We start from the raw sequence: 17,974 nt of genomic DNA on the forward strand, positions 1-17,974 counted from the left end.
CCCAAGCTACCGCGTCCGGGCGTGCCCGTGGGAGCGGCGATCCGGGTAGCGTGCCGACGCATGGACGCGGACGTTTTCGGGCAGGTCCTCGGCGCGGTGCGGGAGTTCGTGCGCAAGGAGGTCGTGCCGCGCGAGGCCGAGATCGACGAACGTGACGAAATCCCCGCCGAAATCCGGGAAAAGGCCGCGGAACTGGGCCTGTTCGGCTGGGCGCTGCCGGAGGAGTACGGCGGGCTCGGCCTCGGCATGGCCGAAGACGTCCGGCTGGCCATCGAACTCGGCTGGACGACGCCCGCCTTCCGGTCCCTGTTCGGCACCAACAACGGCATCGCCGGCCAGGCGATCGTGCACCACGGGACCCCGGACCAGCGCACCCACTGGCTGCCGCGGCTGGCCGCGGGCCGGGCGATCGCGTCGTTCGCGCTCACCGAAGCCGAGGCCGGGTCGGACCCGGGCGGCCTGACCAGCCGCGCGGTCCGCGACGGCGACCGCTACCGGCTGTCGGGCACCAAGCGGTTCATCACCAACGCGCCGCTCGCCGAAGTGTTCGTCGCGTTCGCGCGCACGGATCCGGAAAGCACCGGCAGCCACGGCATTTCCGCGTTCCTCGTCCCCGCGGGCGCGCCCGGCGTCACCGTCGGCCCGCACGACGCCAAGATGGGTCAGGCCGGTGCGTGGACGTCGGAAGTGGTCTTCGACGACGTCGAGCTGTCCGCCGGCGCGCTGGTCGGCGAAGAGGGCCGGGGGTTCGGCATCGCGATGGCCTCGCTGGCCCGCGGCCGCCTGCACATCGCGGCGCTGTGCGTCGGCCTGGCCGAGCGGGCCCTCGCCGAAGCCGTCGAGTACGCGCGGACGGCGCGTCAGGGCGGCCGGGTGATCGGCGAATACCAGCTGGTGCAGGCGCTGCTCGCGGAGTCCCACGCCGAACTCGCGGCGGGCCGCGCGATGGTCCACGAAGCCGCGGCGAAGTACGACTCGGGCGAGGACCGCAAGCTCGGGCCGTCGTCGGCGAAGCTGTTCTGCACCGAGATGCTCGGCCGGGTCGCGGACCGCGCGGTGCAGGTCCACGGCGGGACGGGGTACGTCCGCGGGGTGACGGTCGAGCGGATCTACCGCGACGCGCGGCTGTTCCGGATTTACGAAGGGACCAGCGAAATCCAGAAGCTCGTGATCGCGCGGCAGCTGCTGAAGGGCTGAACTTGCGCTGGAGTCCGCTCCAGGTTCTACCGTCGGGGACATGACCACCGCACAGCACAAGATCGGCTCGGGGTTCGGCGCCACCACCACGGCGGCCGAGGTCGTGGCCGGCCTCGACCTGACCGGCAAGCTCGCGATCGTCACCGGTGGCTACTCCGGCATCGGCCTGGAGACCACGCGGGCGCTGGCGAGCGCGGGCGCGCACGTCGTCGTCCCGGCCCGGCGCCGCGCCACGGCCGAAGAAGCGTTGCGGGGCTTCGAAAACGTCGAGATCGACGAGCTCGATCTCGCCGACCTCGACAGCGTCCGCGCGTTCGCCTCGCGGTTCCTGGCGGCGGGCCGCGGCATCGACGTCTTCGTCGGCAGCGCCGGGATCATGGCGGCGCCCGAGACCCGTGTCGGGCCGGGCTGGGAGGCGCAGTTCGCGACCAACCACCTCGGGCACTTCGCGCTGGTGAACCGGCTCTGGCCGGCGTTCACCCCCGGCGCGCGCGTGGTTTCGGTGTCCTCACGGGGCCACCACTACGGTCCGGTGGGCTTCGACGACTTGAACTTCGAGCGCGGCTACGACAAGTGGCTCGCCTACGGCCAGGCCAAGACGGCGAACGTGCTCTTCGCCGTCCACCTCGACCGGCTCTCGCGCGAGCGGGGCGTCCGCGCGTTCGCCCTGCACCCGGGCCGGATCCTCACCGAACTCGTGCGCCACCTGGACCGGCAGGAGCTGGTCGACGCGGGCATGGTCGACGAGTCCGGCCGGGTCACCGGCGGGGCGAAGACGCCGGAGCAGGGCGCCGCGACCCAGGTCTGGGCGGCGACTTCGCCGCAGCTCGACGGCCTCGGCGGCGTCTACCTCGAGGACTGCGACATCGCCGAGCCCGCGCCGGCGGACGGTACCCGCACCGGGGTGAAGGACTACGCGACCGACCCGGTGCTCGCCGAGCGGCTGTGGACGCTCTCGGCCGAGCTGACCGGCGTGAACGCCTTCTAGAGCTTCTCGATCTCCCGCACCAGCAGGTCGATCTCGTCCTCGGTGTTGTAGTAGTGCACCGACGCCCGGACCAGGTCGGGCAGCGCCCGCGCGGTGAAGTCGAACTGCGCGGAGGTGCGCGTCGACAGCGAAGTGTTGATGTTCGCCTCCGCCAGCCGCGCCTTGATCTCCGCGGCCGGTGTGCCGTCGAGGCTGAACGTGACGAGGCCGCACTTCCGCGCGCCGGCGTCGTGCACCCGCGCCCCGGCGTCGGTGAGCCGGCTTCGCAGCGTCGCGGCCAGTGAAGCGACACGCTCTTCGATGGCCGGCAAACCCCATTCGAGCGCGTAGTCGATGGCCGCGCCGAGGCCGCAGACCGCGGCGAAGTCGCGTTCCCACACCTCGAAGCGCTTGGCGGTCGGGTCGACGACGTACTCGGTCGGCGACTCCCAGCTCGCCGAGTGCAGGTCGAGCATCGCCGGCTCCAGCCGCTCGCGCAGCCGCGGGTGCACGTAGAGGAACCCGGTGCCGCGCGGGCCGCGCAGGTACTTGCGGCCGGTTCCCGACACCGCGTCGCACTGCAGGCGCGTGACGTCGAGGTCGAGCTGGCCCGCCGACTGGCAGGCGTCGAGCAGGAACGGAATCCTCGCGGCCGAAGCGACCGCGCCGATCTCCTCGGCCGGGTTGACCAGGCCGCCCTGGGTGGGCACGTGGCTGACGGCGATCAGCTTGACGTCGTCGTCGACGCGCCGGCGCAGCTCTTCGACGTCCAGCTGCCCGGATCCGTCGTCGCCGATCACCTCGACGACCGCGCCGGTGCGCCGGGCGACCTGCAGGAACGCGATCGCGTTGCTGGCGTACTCCGCCCGCGACGTCAGAATCCGGTCGCCGCGGCCGAACGGCAGTGCGTAGAACACCGCCTGCCATGAGCGCGTCGCGTTGTCGGTGAGCGCGATGTCGTCGGTGCCGGCGCCGAGCAGCCGGGCCACCGATGCGTACACCGCGTCCAGGCGATCCGCGGCTTCGGCGGCCGCTTCGTAGCCGCCGACCAGCGCTTCGTGACGCAGGTACTCGACGACGGTGTCGGTCACGACGGCCGGGGGCAGCGCCGCGCCCGCGTTGTTGAAGTGGACCACCTCGGCGCAGCCGGGGGTCTCGCGGCGCGCGCGTTCGACGTCGAAGCTCATACGAACTGAATACAGTAGATAGCTATTGTATGCAATACTGCCCGGCATGGCCCGCACCCCGTTGCGCAGCGACCTCATCGAGCAGATCACCGCGCGCGTGCTCGACCGGCGGCTCGCGGCCGGGACCCGCGTCAACGAGGTGCACCTGGCGCGCGAACTCGGCGTCAGCCGGACGCCGCTGCGGGAGGCGCTGATCGGGCTCGCCGACCGCGGCCTGCTGGTCTCCGCGCCTGGCCGGGGGTTCCTGGTGCCGCCGTTCGACCCGGACGAGGCGCGCCGGCTCTACCCGCTGGTGGCCGAGCTGGAAGCCCTCGCGCTGCGCTGGACGTCGCCGGTCGAGCTGATCGGGCTGCCGGACGCGCTCGACGCCGTCGCCGGCGAAATGGCCCTCGCGGACGGCAGCGAACTGTCCGCATTGGACGACCGGTGGCACGCGCTGCTGCTGTCGCGCTGCCCGAACCCGCACTTGCTGCGGCTGATCGAGCAGACCAAGCCGCTGCTCAAGCGCTACGAGTCGGCGTACTTCGCCCGGCACGGCCACGCCGGGGAAAGTATCGAGGAACACCGCCGCATCGCCGCGGCCCTGCGCGACGGCGATCTGGCGGCCGCGTCCGCGGTGCTCGTCGCCAACTGGGTCAAGGCACTGGCGTACCTGGGGAAGGACGAAAGATGATCATCGCGCACCTGAGCGACCTGCACCTCGACGGCGGGCCGCGGGCGGAAGACCGCGTGGCGGCGGTGATGGGCTACCTCGGCGGCCTTGCGCGGCCGATCGACGCCGTCGTCGTCACCGGCGACATCGCCGACCACGGCACGGCCGCGGAGTACGCGCGCGCCGCCGAGCTGCTGAAGCACCGGGCGCCGGTGCTGGTGTGCCCGGGCAACCACGACGTGCGCGCGGCCTTCCGCACGGGGTTGCTCGACCTGCCGCCGTCCGACGGCCCGATCGACCTCGCGCAGGAGATCGGCGGCGTGCTGTTCGCGCTGTGCGACTCGACGATCCCGGGCCGCGGCGCGGGATTCCTCGCCGGCGAGACCCTGGCGTGGCTCGACGGCGTCCTCTCCGGCGGCGACGGCCCGGCGTTCGTCGCGTTCCACCACCCGCCGGTCGAGGTCGGCGTCCCGCTGGTGGACGCGATCCGGCAGGCCGGCGAAGACCGGCTGGCGGCCGTGCTGAAGCGGCACCCGCGGGTGAAGGCGCTGCTGGCCGGGCACGTGCACACGGGCGCCTCGACGACTTTCGCCGGTGTTCCGCTGCGCATCGCACCGGGGGTCGTTTCGGGCTCGCTGCTGCCGGTCGAGCCGGGCGCGGACCGCGGGTGGGCCGAAGGCGGCCCGCTGGAGTACGACCGCCCGCCGGCCCTGCTGCTGCACGTCCTCCACGACGACGGCCGGGTGACCAGCCACCACCGCACGGTCCCGCTCTGACCGGCTCCGCTGTCAGCTGCTGAACACCGGCAGCGTGATCCGGGACGGCCGCGCCGCGTCGTGGAACACCTCGAAGCGGTTCGGTTCGCCGGTCACCGCCGAGGTGACCGGCTCGCCCGTGCCGTGGTTGCGGGCGAACCGCGGGAACGCGCCGCCCGCCACCTGGACGCGCAGGCGGTGGCCCCGGCGGAAGCGGTACGCCGTCGGGTCGAGCGTCACCTCCGCGGTCACCACCCCGTCGGGATCCGCCGAGGGGAAGCCCGGGCGCAGCCGCAGGATTCCGTCGGTCACGTTGCGGGAGACGCCGCCGGCGTCGACGTCGCACAGCCGGACGTAGACGTCGGCGTGGCCCAGCTCGGTGCGCACGTGCACGGTCGCCGACACTTCGCCGATGACGTCGAGGTCCGACGGCAGCGGCTCGCCGGTGAACACCAGCACGTCCGGCCGGGCCTCGACCTCCTGGTTGTCGCGCTGCTTCCACTCGCCCGTCAGCAGCGGGCCGCCGACTGCGGGCGTCGGATCGGCCGGGTCGTAGGTGAACGGCGTCGGCAGCGCCGGGTCGGTCGCGACCTCGCCGAGCCCGCCGATCGGCCGCAGGTGCGCCTCGGTCACCTTCGACGGCGGCGGCCAGGACTCGAAGTCCAGCCACGTCCCGGCGCCCTGGAGGAACAGCCGGACCGGGGCCCGCTGCAGCTGGGTCCGGTCGCCGAGCAGGTGCGCGCGCAGGAAACCGAGCTGGTCGCGGATCATCGGGCCCATGCTCGCGGGCTCGCCGTGCGCCCACGGCCCGATCGTGATCCGCGGCGCTTTGCCCGCGTCGGCGAGGAGCCGGAAGTCGCGCAGCTGCGAGCCGATGAACAGGTCGTACCAGCCGGTGACCATCGACACGGGGACGTCGAGCTCCGCCACGCGCGCGCTGTGGTCGGACATGGCCCAGTAGCCGTCGTCGGGCGCGAAGTGCTCGGTGACGTCCTGGAGGAACCGCACCGGCTTCCCGATCGCGGCGATGTCGGCGCCGCTGATCGGCAGGTGCGCCATCGCCCGGCGGGTCTTGCGCGTCTGCCGCGGGTTCGGCAGCGCGGCGAAGCGTTCCTCCTGGCGGCCGATCATCGCCGCCCACGAGACCATGTTGTCCGCCGCGAGCACCCCGCCCGGGTAGAACGTCGAGACGAACTCCGACGCCGTCACCCCGAGGCACATCGCCGCCAGGGGCGGGTCGAGGTACGGCCCGATCGCCCACTGCGTGTGCCCGAGGTAGCTGGCGCCGGCCATGCCGAGGTTCCCGTCGCACCACGGCTGGGCCCGCAGCCACTCGGCGGTGGCGAGCCCGTCCTCGCGTTCGAGGTGGAAGGGCCGGAACTCGCCGCCGGAGCCGAACGAGCCGCGCGTGCTCTGGACGACCGTCTGCAGCCCGTGCCGGGCGAAGGTCTCGCCGAAGAGCTTCGAGGCCAGGCCCTTGCGCCCGTACGGCGTGCGGATCAGGACGACCGGCGCCGACGTCGTCCCGGCCGGGGCGTACCGGTCGGCGAGCAGCGTGACGCCGTCGGGCATCGGCACGGCGAGGTCGTGCGTCACGACCGGCTTGGGATCTTCGGTGCGGGGGAGTCCGAGCAGCTTGTCGACAAGTCGGTCCAGCACGGGCGGTCGCCTTCCGAAGTGGAGTAGGTCCTTCCGGATCCGACCGTACCTCAGTTCGCGCGCGCGAGGGTTTCCGGCCGCAGCAGCCTCGCCAGCTCTTCGGCCGGGATCAGGCCCTTTTCGACGACGAGCTCGGCGACCCCTTGCCCGGTTTCCAGGGCCTCCTTCGCGATCTCCGTCGCGGCCGCGTAGCCGATGCTCGGGTTGAGCGCCGTCACCAGGCCGATCGAGTTCTCGACGTAGGCGCGCATGACGTCGACGTTCGCGGTGATCCCGGAAACGCACTTCGAAGCCAGGGTCCGGCAGGCCGCGCCCAGGTGCGTGATGCTCTCCGAGAGCGAGTGCAGGATGATCGGCTCGAACGCGTTGAGCTGCAGCTGCCCCGCTTCGGCGGCCATCGTCACGGTGACGTCGTTGCCGATCACCTCGAACGCGACCTGGTTGACCACCTCCGGGATCACCGGGTTGATCTTGCCGGGCATGATCGAGGACCCGGCCTGCACCGGCGGCAGGTTGATCTCGTTCAACCCGGCGCGCGGGCCCGAGGACAGCAGCCGCAGGTCGTTGCAGCTCTTGGAGAGCTTGACCGCGATCCGCTTGAGGACACCCGAAAGGTGCACGAACGCGCCGCAGTCCTGGGTGGCCTCCACCAGGTCCGCCGCGGTGACGACCGGCAGCCCGGTGATTTCGCGCAGGTGGCGGCAGGCGGCCTCGGCGTAGCCCGGCGCGGCGTTGAGGCCGGTGCCGATCGCGGTCGCGCCGAGGTTGATCTCGTGCAGCAGCGCGACGGCCTCGCCCAGCCGCTGCCGGTCTTCACCGAGCATCACCGCGTAGGTGCCGAACTCCTGGCCGAGCGTCATCGGCACGGCGTCCTGCAGCTGCGTGCGGCCCATCTTCAGCACGTCGTGGAATTCGACGGCCTTGGCCGCGAACGCCTTCTCCAGCACGACCATCGACTCGGACAGCTCGCGCACGGCGATGATCGTCGCGACGTTCACCGCGGTCGGGTAGGCGTCGTTCGTCGACTGCGAGAGGTTGACGTGCTCGTTGGGGTGCACGACGTGGTAGTCGCCCTTGGCGTGCCCGAGCAGCTCGAGCGCGCGGTTGGCGATCACCTCGTTGGCGTTCATGTTGGTCGACGTCCCGGCACCGCCCTGGATGACGTCGACGACGAACTCGCCGTGCAACGCGCCTTCGCGGATTTCCCGGCAGGCCGCGCAGATCGCCTCCGCGATGCCGGGGGCGAGCAGGCCCAGCTCGGCGTTGGCGCGGGCCGCGGCCTCCTTGACCGAGGCCAGCGCCTCGATCAGGTGCGGGTAGGCGGCGATCGTCGTGCCGGTGATCGGGAAGTTTTCGCGCGCCCGGGCGGTGTGCACGCCCCAGTACGCGTCGGCGGGGACGTCCTTGTCGCCCAGCAGGTCGTGTTCGCGGCGGGTGGTCATACCGTGCTCCCCACAGACAGATTTCCGGTGAAACGGAGGTTTTCCGGGCCGGGCGGGACGGCCACCCCGCACAGCCCGAGCAGCGCGGCCAGCACCGGGTACCGCGCCCGGTCCCCGCCGTCGGCGATCTTGACCGCGATCGCCGTGCCGTCCGGCAGCGCGGCGACCTGGACGGCCTCGAAACCGTCCTTCGCGATCAGCCCGGGCACCGCGCGCATGACGGCGGTGACGTCCCGGCGGCTGCCGCCGACCAGCTCCGGGTGCCGCCGGATCCCGTCGGCGACCAGGTGGTCCGGCGTGCTGGGCGCGGCCGTGGCGATCTTCGACACGGCCGTCGCGAGCCCCCGCAGCGTCGTCGCGAAGAGCGGCGCGCCGCAGCCGTCGACCGCGACCCGCGCGATGCCGCGGCCGGTCAGGTCCTCGACGGTGGCGGCGATCGCGCACTGCAGCGGGTGGGCCGGGTCGAGGTAGCCGTCGGTGGCCCAGCCGTTGAGGTCGCAGGTCGCGAGCATCGCCGCGTGCTTGCCGGAGCAGTTGTGCGCCAACCGGGACGGCGCCCGGCCCGCGGCGATCCAGTGGTCCCGCTCGACCGGGTCGAACGGGAAGTCCGCGGGGTTGCCCAGCAGGCCGGGGGAGCGTCCGCCGAGCACCTCGACCGCGGCGTCGAGGTGCATCGGCTCGCCCGAGTGGCTGGCCGCGGCGATCGCGAACCCGGCGGGGGACAGGCGCAGCCCGAGCCGCGCCATCGCGGTGGCCTGCAGTGGCTTCGCCGTCGATCGCGGGTACATCGGCGTGTCCACGTCCCCGGCGGCGAACCGCGTCGAGCCGTCCGGGGCGAGCACCACGGCCGAGCCGTGGTGGACGCCCTCGACCAGGCCGTCGCGGATCAGCTCGACGAGGGGTGCGTGGCTCACAGGCCCTCCTTGTCGAACGCGCGCATGTCGATCCGCTTGCGCACGCCGAACCAGCCCACGACCAGGGCGATCAGGATCGCCGGCAGCGCCAGCAGGGTGATCCGGCCGGTTTCGTCGAAGCCCATCAGGACGACGACGGCGGCGAGGAACACCAGCGTCGCGATCTCGGTGTAGGGCGAGAACGGCAGCCGGAACGACGGCCGCTCGAGGCCGTCGCGCTTCGCCTTGCGCACGAACAGCAGGTGGCAGAGCACGATGATGGCCCAGGTGGCGAGGATGCCGATCGCGGCGAAGTTCAGCACGATGTCGAAGGCCTCCTTCGGCACCAGGTAGTTGAGCCCGACGCCGAGCACGCAGACGGCCGCGGTGAGCAGGATCCCGCCGTAGGGCACGTGGTTGCGGTTCATCACGCCGGTGAACTTCGGTGCCGAGCCCGCGACCGCCATCGACCGCAGGATGCGGCCGGTCGAGTACAGCCCGGAGTTCAGGCTGGACAGCGCCGCGGTGAGCACGACGAGGTTCATCACGCTGTCCGCCGCGGGCACGCCCAGGTGCGAGAGCACGGTGACGAACGGGCTCTGGTCCTTGGTGTAGGAGCTCCACGGCAGCAGCATCGCCAGCAGCACGACCGAGCCGACGTAGAAGACCAGGATGCGCCACATGATGGAGTTGATCGCCTTCGGCATGATCTTCTCCGGGTTCTCGGTCTCGCCCGCGGCGACGCCGACCAGCTCGACCGACGCGTAGGCGAACACCACGCCCTGCACGATCAGCACCATCGGCAGCAGCCCGGACGGGAAGATCCCGCCGTGGTCGGCGATCAGCTGCGGGCCGCCCGCGACGCCGTCGATCGGCGTCTGCGTCACCAGCAGGAAGATGCCGATCACCATGAACAGCACGAGCGCGGCGACCTTGATGATGGCGAACCAGAACTCCATCTCGCCGAACAGCTTCACCGACACCATGTTCAGCGTGAGGACGACGGCGAGCGCGATCAGCGCGAGCACCCACTGCGGGATCGGGGAGAAGAACGACCAGAAGTGCGCGTACAGCGCGATCGCCGTGATGTCGGCGATGCCGGTGGTCGACCAGTTCAGGAAGTGCATCCAGCCGGCGACGTACGCGCCCTTCTCGCCCATGAACTCGCGGGCGTAGGAGACGAAGGCGCCGCTGGAGGGCCGGTACAGGATCAGCTCGCCGAGCGCGCGGACGACGAAGAAGGCGAAGAGCCCGCAGACGCCGTAGACGATCGCCAGGGCCGGCCCGGCCTGGGCGAGCCGGCCGCCCGCGCCGAGGAAGAGGCCGGTGCCGATCGCCCCGCCGATGGCGATCATGTTGACGTGCCGGGACTTCAGGGCCTTGCTGTACCCGGCGTCGCCCGCGTCCGTGGTGCCGGCGGTGGTGGCCGTGAGGGTCTGTTCGGTCACTGGTCCCCGTTCACGATGCTGGTCAGAGTGGCTTCGACGTGCTGCAGGTGCGCCGTCATGGCTTCGACGGCGCCGGTCTCCGAGCCGTCCGCGATCGCGGTGACGATCTGCCGGTGCTCGATGTTCGACTGGCGGCGCCGGTCGCCGAGCTGGTTGAGGAAGGCGGACTGGCGGGCGAGCGCGTCCCGGATCTCCTCGATCACCTTCCCGAACACCGGGTTGCCCGAGGCCTGGGCGATGGTGATGTGGAAGAGCGAGTCGAGGGCGACCCAGGCGGTGTTGTCGGTCTCGGCGTCCATCCGGTCGAGCAGGTGGGCGAGCAGGTCGAGGTCGTCCTGGCTGCGCCGCACGGCCGCGTACCCGGCGACGGGGATCTCGACGTGCCGGCGCACCTCGATGAGGTCGCGGGCCGAGTAGGGCCCGAAGGTCGGGTTGTCGGCCGGGCCGGTGGCGGTGACGAAGGTGCCCTTGCCGGTCTTCGACTCGGTCATGCCGAGCGCCTGGAGGCCGCGGAGGGCTTCCCGGAGTACCGACCTGCTGACCTCGAACTCCCTGCTCAGGGCCGCTTCGGAGGGGAGCTTCTCACCGATGGCGTACTCGCCGCGCTCGATCGAGGCGCGCAGGTGGGCCAGCACGGCTTCCATGGCACTCACCCGGCGAGGAGTACCCTGTCCACCTTGTCCGGCTGTCTGGCTGTCAGACAGGTTCATGGCGGGAATGCTCGGTCCCGGCGCTGCCGGTGTCAACGCGAACTCCGGCGGGTGTGGCTCACCTCACCGACCGCGACGCGGCCGCCCGACCGCGCCGCGTGCCCACCCGGCAGCGGCGCGTGTCGTGATCGTTTCCGCCGAAGGAGCAGCGCGTCGGTGCTCTCGTCCGGCGCCGCCCAGGGGGACAATCGAGCCCGGTGAGCGCGGGATAGGGTGGGAGACCCGGGCGCGCCGGTCCGATCCACCTAGGGGAGGTTTTCGCTGGTGTCGAACGATTCCTTCGTCCACCTGCACGTCCACACCGAGTACTCGATGCTCGACGGTGCGGCGAAGATCGCTCCCCTCTTCGCGGAGGCGGCGCGCCTCGGCATGCCCGCCGTCGGCATGACCGACCACGGCAACATGTACGGCGGCGACGAGTTCTACCAGCAGTCGAAGAAGCACGGCCTCAAGCCGATCATCGGGATCGAGGCGTACATCGCGCCGGAGTCGCGGTTCCACAAGAAGCCGGTCTTCTGGGGCCAGTCGAACCAGCGCGGCTCCGACGAACTGGGTGAGGGCGGCGACGTCTCGGGCGCCGGCGCGTACACCCACATGACCATGCTCGCGCAGAACGCCACCGGCCTGCGGAACCTCTTCAAGCTGTCCTCGCTGGCCAGCATGCAGGGCTATTACCGCAAGCCCCGGATGGACCGCGAGCTGATCGCCGAGAACAGCTCCGGCATCATCGCCACCACCGGCTGCCCGTCGGGCGAGGTGCAGACCCGGCTGCGGCTGGGCCAGAAGGAGGCGGCGATCCAGGCCGCGTCCGACTACAAGGACATCTTCGGCGCGGACAACTTCTTCCTCGAGCTGATGGACCACGGCCTGCCGATCGAGCGGTCGGTCCGCGAGGGCCTGCTGGAGGTCGGCCGCCTGCTCGACCTCAAGCCGATCGCCACCAACGACTCGCACTACGTCACCAAGGACCAGGCGGACACGCACTCGGCGCTGCTGTGCGTCCAGGCCGGCAAGACCCTCAACGACCCGACCCGGTTCAAGTTCGACGGCGACGGCTACTACCTCAAGTCCGCCGCCGAGATGCGCGAGTACTGGGACAAGGAGGTCCCCGGCGCGGCCGACACGACGCTGATGATCGCCGAGCGCGTCGAGTCCTACGAAGAGGTCTACTCGCACAAGGACCGGCTGCCGTTCTTCGAGGTGCCGGAGGGGTACGACCAGGGCGGCTGGCTGCGCGAAGAGGTCCAGCGGGGCCTCAAGTGGCGCTTCCCGGACGGCGTGCCGGACGAGTACTACAACGAGCGCATCGAGATCGAGCTCGACGTCATCATCGGGAAGGGCTTCCCGGCCTACTTCCTGATCGTCGCCGACCTCATCAGCTACGCCCGCAAGGTCGGCATCCGGGTCGGCCCCGGCCGTGGTTCGGCCGCCGGTTCGCTGGTCGCGTACGTCCTCGGTATCACCAACCTGGACCCGATCCCGCAGAAGCTGCTGTTCGAGCGGTTCCTGAACCCCGAGCGCGTCTCGATGCCCGACATCGACATCGACTTCGACGACCGCCGGCGCGGCGAGATGATCCGGTACGCCACCGACAAGTACGGCGCGGACAAGGTCGCCCAGGTCATCACCTTCGGCACGATCAAGACGAAGGCCGCGATCAAGGACAGCGCGCGCGTCCACTTCGGCCAGCCGGGCTACGCGATCGCGGACAAGATCTCCAAGGCGCTGCCGCCGCCGATCATGGCGAAGGACATCCCGCTCTCGGGCATCGTCGACTCGAAGCACGAGCGCTACGGCGAGGCCGCCGAGGTCCGCGCGCTCGTCGAGACCGACGACGAGTGCAAGACGATCTTCGAGACCGCCCGCGGCCTCGAGGGCCTGATCCGCAACGCCGGCGTCCACGCCTGCGCGGTCATCATGTCCTGCGACCCGCTGACCGACGCGATCCCGCTGTGGCAGCGTGACGACGGCTCGATCATCACCGGCTGGGACTACCCGTCGTGCGAGGCCATCGGCCTGCTGAAGATGGACTTCCTCGGGCTGCGGAACCTCACCGTCATCGGTGACGCGATCGACAACATCAAAGCCAACCGCGGGGTCGACGTCGACCTCGACACCCTGGCGATCGACGACCCCGAGACGTACAAGCTGCTGGCCCGCGGCGACACGCTCGGCGTGTTCCAGCTGGACGGCGGCCCCATGCGCGACCTGCTGCGCCGCATGGAGCCCACGGTGTTCGACGACATCGTCGCGGTCGGCGCGCTGTACCGCCCCGGCCCGATGGGCATGAACGCGCACAACGACTACGCCGACCGGAAGAACAACCGGCAGAAGGTCAAGCCGATCCACCCGGAGCTCGACGAGCCGCTGCGGGAGATCCTGGCCGACACGTACGGCCTGATCGTGTACCAAGAGCAGATCATGCACATCGGCCAGAAGGTGGCCGGGTACACGATGGGGCGCGCGGACGTGCTCCGCCGCGCGATGGGCAAGAAGAAGAAGGAAGTCCTCGACAAGGAGTACGAGGGCTTCGAAGCCGGCATGCGGGCCAGTGACCTGCGGCCCGGCGGCTTCTCGCCCGAGGCGATCAAGGCGCTCTGGGACACGATCCTCCCGTTCGCCGGGTACGCGTTCAACAAGAGCCACGCGGCCGCGTACGGCCTGATCTCCTACTGGACCGCCTACCTCAAGGCGAATTTCCGGGCCGAGTACATGGCGGCCCTGCTCACGTCGGTCGGTGACAACAAGGACAAGTCGGCGATCTACCTGTCCGAGTGCCGCCGGCTCGGCATCAAGGTGCTGCCGCCGGACGTCAACGAGTCGGCCCTGCGCTTCGCGGCCGTCGGCGAGGACATCCGCTTCGGCCTCGGCGCGGTCCGCAACGTCGGTGCGAACGTCGTCGAGTCGATCATCAAGACCCGCGAGGAGAAGGGCAAGTACGCCTCCTTCACCGACTTCCTCGACAAGTCCGAGCTCGTGGCCTGCAACAAGCGGGTCATCGAGTCGCTGATCAAGGCGGGCGGGTTCGACTCGCTCGGCCACACGCGGCTGTCGATGATCCAGGTCCACGAGGACGCGGTCGAAGCCGTCGTCCCGCTCAAGCGCCAGGAGGCGATGGGCCAGTTCGACCTGTTCGGCTTCGGGGGCGACGAGGGGGAGGCGGCGCCGTCGTCGTCCCCGCTCGCGCACCTGAAGTTCGGCGAGGAGGAGTACCCGCGCAAGCAGCTGCTCGCCTACGAGCGCGAGATGCTCGGCCTGTACGTCTCGGCGCACCCGCTGGACGGCGCCGAGCGGATCCTGCGCAAGCACGCCCCGAAGCCGATCGCGAGCATCCTCAACGATCCGCCGAAGGAAGGCGAGCTGGTGATCTCCGGGCTGATCACCTCGCTCGAGCGGCGGGTCAACAAGAAGGGCGAGCCCTGGGCGATCTGCACGGTCGAGGACATGGACGCCTCACTCGAGGTGCTGTTCTTCCCGAAGTCGTACGCGCTTTTCGCGAGTGAGCTGATCGAGGACAACGCGGTCCTGGTCAAGGGCCGGGTCAACTGGCGCGAAGACAAGATGTCGATCTTCGGCGGCGGCTTGGCGACGCTCGACCTGTCGGAGGTCGGCACCGGCAACGGCGACGACGAGCCGCCGCTGGTGCTGCTCGCGGCGGCGGAGAAGATCGACCAGTCGGTGGTGAGCGAGCTGCGGTCCACGCTGCTGGCGCACAAGGGCGAGACCCCGGTGCACCTCAAGCTGGTGGGGAAGAACCAGACGGTCTTCGCGCTGTACGACTACCCGGTCAAGGTCAGCTCCATGCTGATCGGCGAGCTCAAGGGCATCCGCGGCATCACCGCTTCGACGTGATGCTCCGGGATCCGTGCGCACAACGCGCGCGGATCCCGCCTTTCGTGTTTGCTGGACGAGATGACGTACGAACCCGATCCCCGCCGCTGGAAGGCGCTTGCCGTCTCGCTGACGGCCGGGTTCATGGGCCTGCTCGACGTCAGCATCGTCAACGTCGCCCTCCCGTCGATGCAGTCGGGGCTGCACGCGAGCAGCGGCGGGATCCGCTGGGTCGTCTCCGGGTACGCCCTCGCGTTCGGCCTGGTCCTGGTCACCGGCGGCCGCCTCGGGGACGCGTTCGGCCGCCGGAACATGTTCCTCGGCGCCCTCGCCGCCTTCGTCCTCACCAGCGCACTGGCCGGCGCGGCCCCGAACGAGACCACGCTGGTGCTCGCCCGCCTGGCCCAGGGCGTGGCGGCGGGCATGCTCACCCCGCAGAACACCGGCCTGATCCAGGACCTCTTCCGCGGCGCCGAGCGCGGCCGCGCGTTCGGGATGTTCGGCGCGGTCGTCGGGATCTCGACGGCGGTCGGCCCGATCCTCGGCGGCTTCATCATCGCCGTCTTCGGCAGCCAGGACGGCTGGCGCTGGGTGTTCTACGTCAACGTCCCGATCGGCGTGCTCGCGTTCGTCCTCGCGCTGCGCCTGCTGCCACGCAGCGAAAGGAAGCAGCTCAAGATCTCCTCGGAGATCGACTTCGTCGGCATCGTGCTGCTCGCGGTCACCGTCCTCGGCGTGCTGCTCCCGGTGGTCGACGCCGACCAGGGCGGCCTCGCGCGCATGTGGTGGCTGTTCGCCGTCGCGCTCGTCTTCGGGGTCGCGTTCGTGCGCTGGGAGCACTCGGTGGTCCGGCGCGGCCGGTCCCCGCTGCTCGACACCCGCCTGTTCACCGGCACCCCGGGCTACGCCGCCGGTGCGGCGGTCGGCGCCCTCTACTTCTGCGGGTTCGCCGGGATCTGGCTGGTCTTCGCGATGTACTTCCAGCAGGGTCTCGGCTACTCGCCGCTGCAGTCGGGCCTGTCGGTGACGCCGTTCGCGCTCGGTTCGGCGGTCTCGGCCGCCGTCGCCGGCCGGCTGGTGCCCCGGTTCGGCCGACGGCTGACCGTCACCGGGCTGGGCATGGTCGCCGCCGGACTGCTGGCCGTCGCGCTGCTCGCCGAGCTGGTCCCGCCGTCGGCGTCCGGGTGGGCGTTCGCGTTGCCGCTGGTGTTCGCGGGTGTGGGCGGCGGGATGGTGATCTCCCCGAACACGACGTTGACGCTGGAGTGCGTGCCGGTCCGGATGGCCGGGGTCGCCGGCGGCGCGCTGCAGACCGGGCAGCGGATCGGCACCGCGATCGGCACCGCCGTGCTCGCGTCGGTCTTCGGCATGGTCCTCGGCCGCGGTTATCCCGTGGCGCTCACCGTCGCGCTCGGCTGCGCGGCCGTCCTGACGTGTGGCGCGCTCGCCCTGGCGGTCGCCGAGCTCCGGGCACGGCGGCACCGGGCGTCCGAGGAGGACCGGAAGGCCCGGGAGACCGAGACGTCGGCTGCGGACGTCCACCGGGGTTGAGAGACTACTTTCCGCAGATTCGCGATGCTCCATCCGAGTGACGGGCGCGGAAAGACACTGGTGCTACGGAGAGCAACCGGGTAGATCTTATGGAGCCTTCACTGCGCGGCTTCGGCTACCGACAGTGGCAATCAGTCGGCCACCCGGGGATGGGGTGACCGGTTTGAGCGATCGAGGCGTCCGGAGTTCGAGGGAATGGACACACTCGGTCACCTTCCGTCCAGTGGGTGTCGGCGTCCGCGGGGGACCGTCCGGCACTCGCGGAAGGGCTGCCCATCGGTGCCTGCCGGCGCGTGACGGCGGCGGGCGGGCCCGGGTGAGGGGGAACCGGGCCCGCCCGCCTTCTTCACCCGTGTCGTGCGCACCGGTCCCGCCCTGATCGTGCTGGGATGATCGCGTCCTTCCGAGGCCGACGCGGGGAGCCCCGATGACCGAGCAGCCGTCGCGGACCCAGGTCTGGTACCGGCCGATGCGGTCCCGCGACCGCGGGGAACACCACCGCGTCGCGACGCCCCTGGAACTGCTCTTCGACCTGTGTTTCGTGGTCGCCGTCGGCCAGACCGCGGCGGCGCTGCACCACGCGCTGGCGGAAGGGCACGCCGCACACGGCGTGACGTCGTTCGCGATGGTGTTCTTCGCGATCTGGTGGGGCTGGCTGAACTTCAGCTGGTTCGCCTCGGCGTTCGACACCGACGACGTCCCGTACCGGCTGGCGACGTTCGTGCAGATCGCCGGCGGGCTGACCATCGCGGCGGGGGTGGCCGGCGCGTTCGAGGGCGACTTCCGCCTGATCGTCGCCGGGTACGTCCTGATGCGGCTGGCGATGGTGGCCCAGTGGCTGCGCGCGGCCCGCTCGGACCCGGGGTGCCGCCCGGCCGCGGTGCGCTACGCCGCGGGGATCGTCGTGGTCCAGTCGCTGTGGATCGCGCGGCTGTGGGTGCCGGGGACCGCGGGCGCCGTGGCGTTCGTCGTGCTCGTGGCGGCCGAGCTCGCCGTGCCGGTGTGGGCGGAGAGCAGCGGCGGGACGGCCTGGCACCCGCACCACATCGCCGAGCGGTACGGCCTGTTCACCCTGATCGTGCTCGGCGAGACGATCCTGAGCGCCACCAACGCGATCAAGGAGGGCACGGTCGAAGCCGGCCACCTCGGCGCGCTGATCTCCCTGGCCGTCGCCGCGCTCGTCCTGGTGTTCTCCATGTGGTGGCTGTACTTCGACCGGCCGGGCCACGCGCGGCTCGTCCGCCGTCCGGGCATGTTCACGTCGATGAGCTGGGGGTACGGCCACTACTTCATCTTCGCGTCCGCGGCGGCCGTCGGCGCCGGCCTCGAGGTGGCGGTCGCCTACGACACGGGGACGCTGCACCTCGGCGGGGTGGCCGCGGCGTTGCCGACCACGGTGCCGGTCGCGGTCTTCCTGCTGAGCGTGTGGCTGCTGCACATCGGCCCGACCAACGAGTGCCGGCCGATCGCCATCGGTTTCCCGGTGACGGCGGTGCTCGTCGTGGCGGCGTCGTTCACCCCGGCGCCCATCCACGTGGCCGCCGGGCTCGCGGCCGCTTTGGTGGTGCTGACGGTCGTTGCGACCCACGGGTCGCCGCGGCCCGCCTGACGGTGATATCGGTGCAGGTCACGGGCCTGGCGCGATAAAAGGGACCCCCCTGTGCAAGGGGGTTTCGGGGGCA

At 71.0% G+C, this 17,974-nt stretch carries 13 protein-coding genes; 7 read left to right on the forward strand and 6 right to left on the reverse strand.

Translation table 11 applies throughout. The features are described 5' to 3' along the window. Nucleotides 1–60 precede the first annotated feature (60 nt). On the forward strand, nt 61–1,197 hold the full coding sequence (locus QRY02_RS48470; protein ID WP_285989408.1) for an acyl-CoA dehydrogenase family protein: 1,137 nt from the start codon (nt 61–63) through the stop codon (nt 1,195–1,197). 40 nt (nt 1,198–1,237) lie between these two features. Continuing rightward, a complete protein-coding gene (locus tag QRY02_RS48475) occupies nt 1,238–2,185 on the forward strand; it encodes an SDR family NAD(P)-dependent oxidoreductase (protein ID WP_285989409.1) in 948 nt (315 codons plus the stop codon). Here QRY02_RS48475 and QRY02_RS48480 read toward each other — a convergent pair. After that, nucleotides 2,182–3,351, reverse strand: a complete 1,170-nt coding sequence (locus QRY02_RS48480; protein ID WP_285989410.1) for an aminotransferase class V-fold PLP-dependent enzyme — start codon at nt 3,349–3,351, stop codon at nt 2,182–2,184. The genes QRY02_RS48475 and QRY02_RS48480 overlap by 4 nt on opposite strands. A gap of 46 nt (nt 3,352–3,397) precedes the next feature. On the opposite strand from QRY02_RS48480, the gene QRY02_RS48485 reads away from it, so the two are divergent. Continuing rightward, on the forward strand, nt 3,398–4,024 hold the full coding sequence (locus QRY02_RS48485) for a GntR family transcriptional regulator (protein WP_285989411.1): 627 nt from the start codon (nt 3,398–3,400) through the stop codon (nt 4,022–4,024). Further along, nucleotides 4,021–4,779 (forward strand): metallophosphoesterase, encoded by a 759-nt coding sequence (locus QRY02_RS48490; protein ID WP_285989412.1) that lies wholly within the window; start codon nt 4,021–4,023, stop codon nt 4,777–4,779. Before QRY02_RS48485 ends, QRY02_RS48490 begins: the two co-directional genes overlap by 4 nt. 12 nt (nt 4,780–4,791) lie before the next feature. Here QRY02_RS48490 and QRY02_RS48495 read toward each other — a convergent pair whose 3' ends face one another. Genes QRY02_RS48495 through QRY02_RS48515 form a run of 5 tightly spaced genes read right to left on the reverse strand, consistent with a single transcriptional unit; the run spans nt 4,792 to nt 10,844 of the window. After that, nucleotides 4,792–6,417 (reverse strand): CocE/NonD family hydrolase, encoded by a 1,626-nt coding sequence (locus QRY02_RS48495; protein WP_285989413.1) that lies wholly within the window; start codon nt 6,415–6,417, stop codon nt 4,792–4,794. A gap of 50 nt (nt 6,418–6,467) precedes the next feature. After that, nucleotides 6,468–7,859: an aspartate ammonia-lyase gene (gene aspA, locus QRY02_RS48500; protein ID WP_285989414.1), complete on the reverse strand. Its 1,392-nt coding sequence runs from the start codon at nt 7,857–7,859 to the stop codon at nt 6,468–6,470. Then, nucleotides 7,856–8,773, reverse strand: coding sequence for an asparaginase (locus QRY02_RS48505; RefSeq protein ID WP_285989415.1), 918 nt, complete (start codon nt 8,771–8,773; stop codon nt 7,856–7,858). Before QRY02_RS48505 ends, aspA begins: the two co-directional genes overlap by 4 nt. Then, nucleotides 8,770–10,200 carry an amino acid permease gene (locus tag QRY02_RS48510; RefSeq protein ID WP_285989416.1) on the reverse strand — a complete coding sequence of 477 codons (1,431 nt, stop codon included), beginning with the start codon at nt 10,198–10,200 and terminating at the stop codon, nt 8,770–8,772. Before QRY02_RS48510 ends, QRY02_RS48505 begins: the two co-directional genes overlap by 4 nt. After that, a complete protein-coding gene (locus QRY02_RS48515; RefSeq protein WP_285994123.1) occupies nt 10,197–10,844 on the reverse strand; it encodes a FadR/GntR family transcriptional regulator in 648 nt (215 codons plus the stop codon). Before QRY02_RS48515 ends, QRY02_RS48510 begins: the two co-directional genes overlap by 4 nt. Nucleotides 10,845–11,174: 330 nt before the next feature. On the opposite strand from QRY02_RS48515, the gene dnaE reads away from it, so the two are divergent. The 3 genes from dnaE to QRY02_RS48530 all read left to right on the forward strand — a co-directional run bounded on the left by dnaE (nt 11,175) and on the right by QRY02_RS48530 (nt 17,901). Then, complete coding sequence (gene dnaE / locus QRY02_RS48520; protein ID WP_285989417.1) at nt 11,175–14,762, forward strand: DNA polymerase III subunit alpha; 3,588 nt, start codon at nt 11,175–11,177, stop codon at nt 14,760–14,762. A gap of 60 nt (nt 14,763–14,822) precedes the next feature. Beyond that, a complete protein-coding gene (locus tag QRY02_RS48525; RefSeq protein ID WP_285989418.1) occupies nt 14,823–16,292 on the forward strand; it encodes an MFS transporter in 1,470 nt (489 codons plus the stop codon). Nucleotides 16,293–16,719: 427 nt separating this feature from the next. Further along, on the forward strand, nt 16,720–17,901 hold the full coding sequence (locus QRY02_RS48530; RefSeq protein ID WP_285989419.1) for a low temperature requirement protein A: 1,182 nt from the start codon (nt 16,720–16,722) through the stop codon (nt 17,899–17,901). The last annotated feature ends 73 nt before the right edge of the window (nt 17,902–17,974 follow it).

The sequence above is a fragment of the Amycolatopsis sp. DG1A-15b genome (assembly GCF_030285645.1).
In the GTDB taxonomy this organism is placed as follows: domain Bacteria; phylum Actinomycetota; class Actinomycetes; order Mycobacteriales; family Pseudonocardiaceae; genus Amycolatopsis.

What these genes read in the sequence shown, in the direction of transcription:
- QRY02_RS48525 (WP_285989418.1), top strand. Translation starts at nt 14,823, where the DNA reads ATGACGTACGAACCCGATCCCCGCCGCTGGAAGGCGCTTGCCGTCTCG.
- QRY02_RS48485 (WP_285989411.1), top strand. Translation starts at nt 3,398, where the DNA reads ATGGCCCGCACCCCGTTGCGCAGCGACCTCATCGAGCAGATCACCGCG.
- aspA (WP_285989414.1), bottom strand. Translation starts at nt 7,859, where the DNA reads ATGACCACCCGCCGCGAACACGACCTGCTGGGCGACAAGGACGTCCCC.
- QRY02_RS48530 (WP_285989419.1), top strand. Translation starts at nt 16,720, where the DNA reads ATGACCGAGCAGCCGTCGCGGACCCAGGTCTGGTACCGGCCGATGCGG.
- QRY02_RS48480 (WP_285989410.1), bottom strand. Translation starts at nt 3,351, where the DNA reads ATGAGCTTCGACGTCGAACGCGCGCGCCGCGAGACCCCCGGCTGCGCC.
- QRY02_RS48475 (WP_285989409.1), top strand. Translation starts at nt 1,238, where the DNA reads ATGACCACCGCACAGCACAAGATCGGCTCGGGGTTCGGCGCCACCACC.
- QRY02_RS48470 (WP_285989408.1), top strand. Translation starts at nt 61, where the DNA reads ATGGACGCGGACGTTTTCGGGCAGGTCCTCGGCGCGGTGCGGGAGTTC.
- QRY02_RS48515 (WP_285994123.1), bottom strand. Translation starts at nt 10,844, where the DNA reads ATGGAAGCCGTGCTGGCCCACCTGCGCGCCTCGATCGAGCGCGGCGAG.
- QRY02_RS48490 (WP_285989412.1), top strand. Translation starts at nt 4,021, where the DNA reads ATGATCATCGCGCACCTGAGCGACCTGCACCTCGACGGCGGGCCGCGG.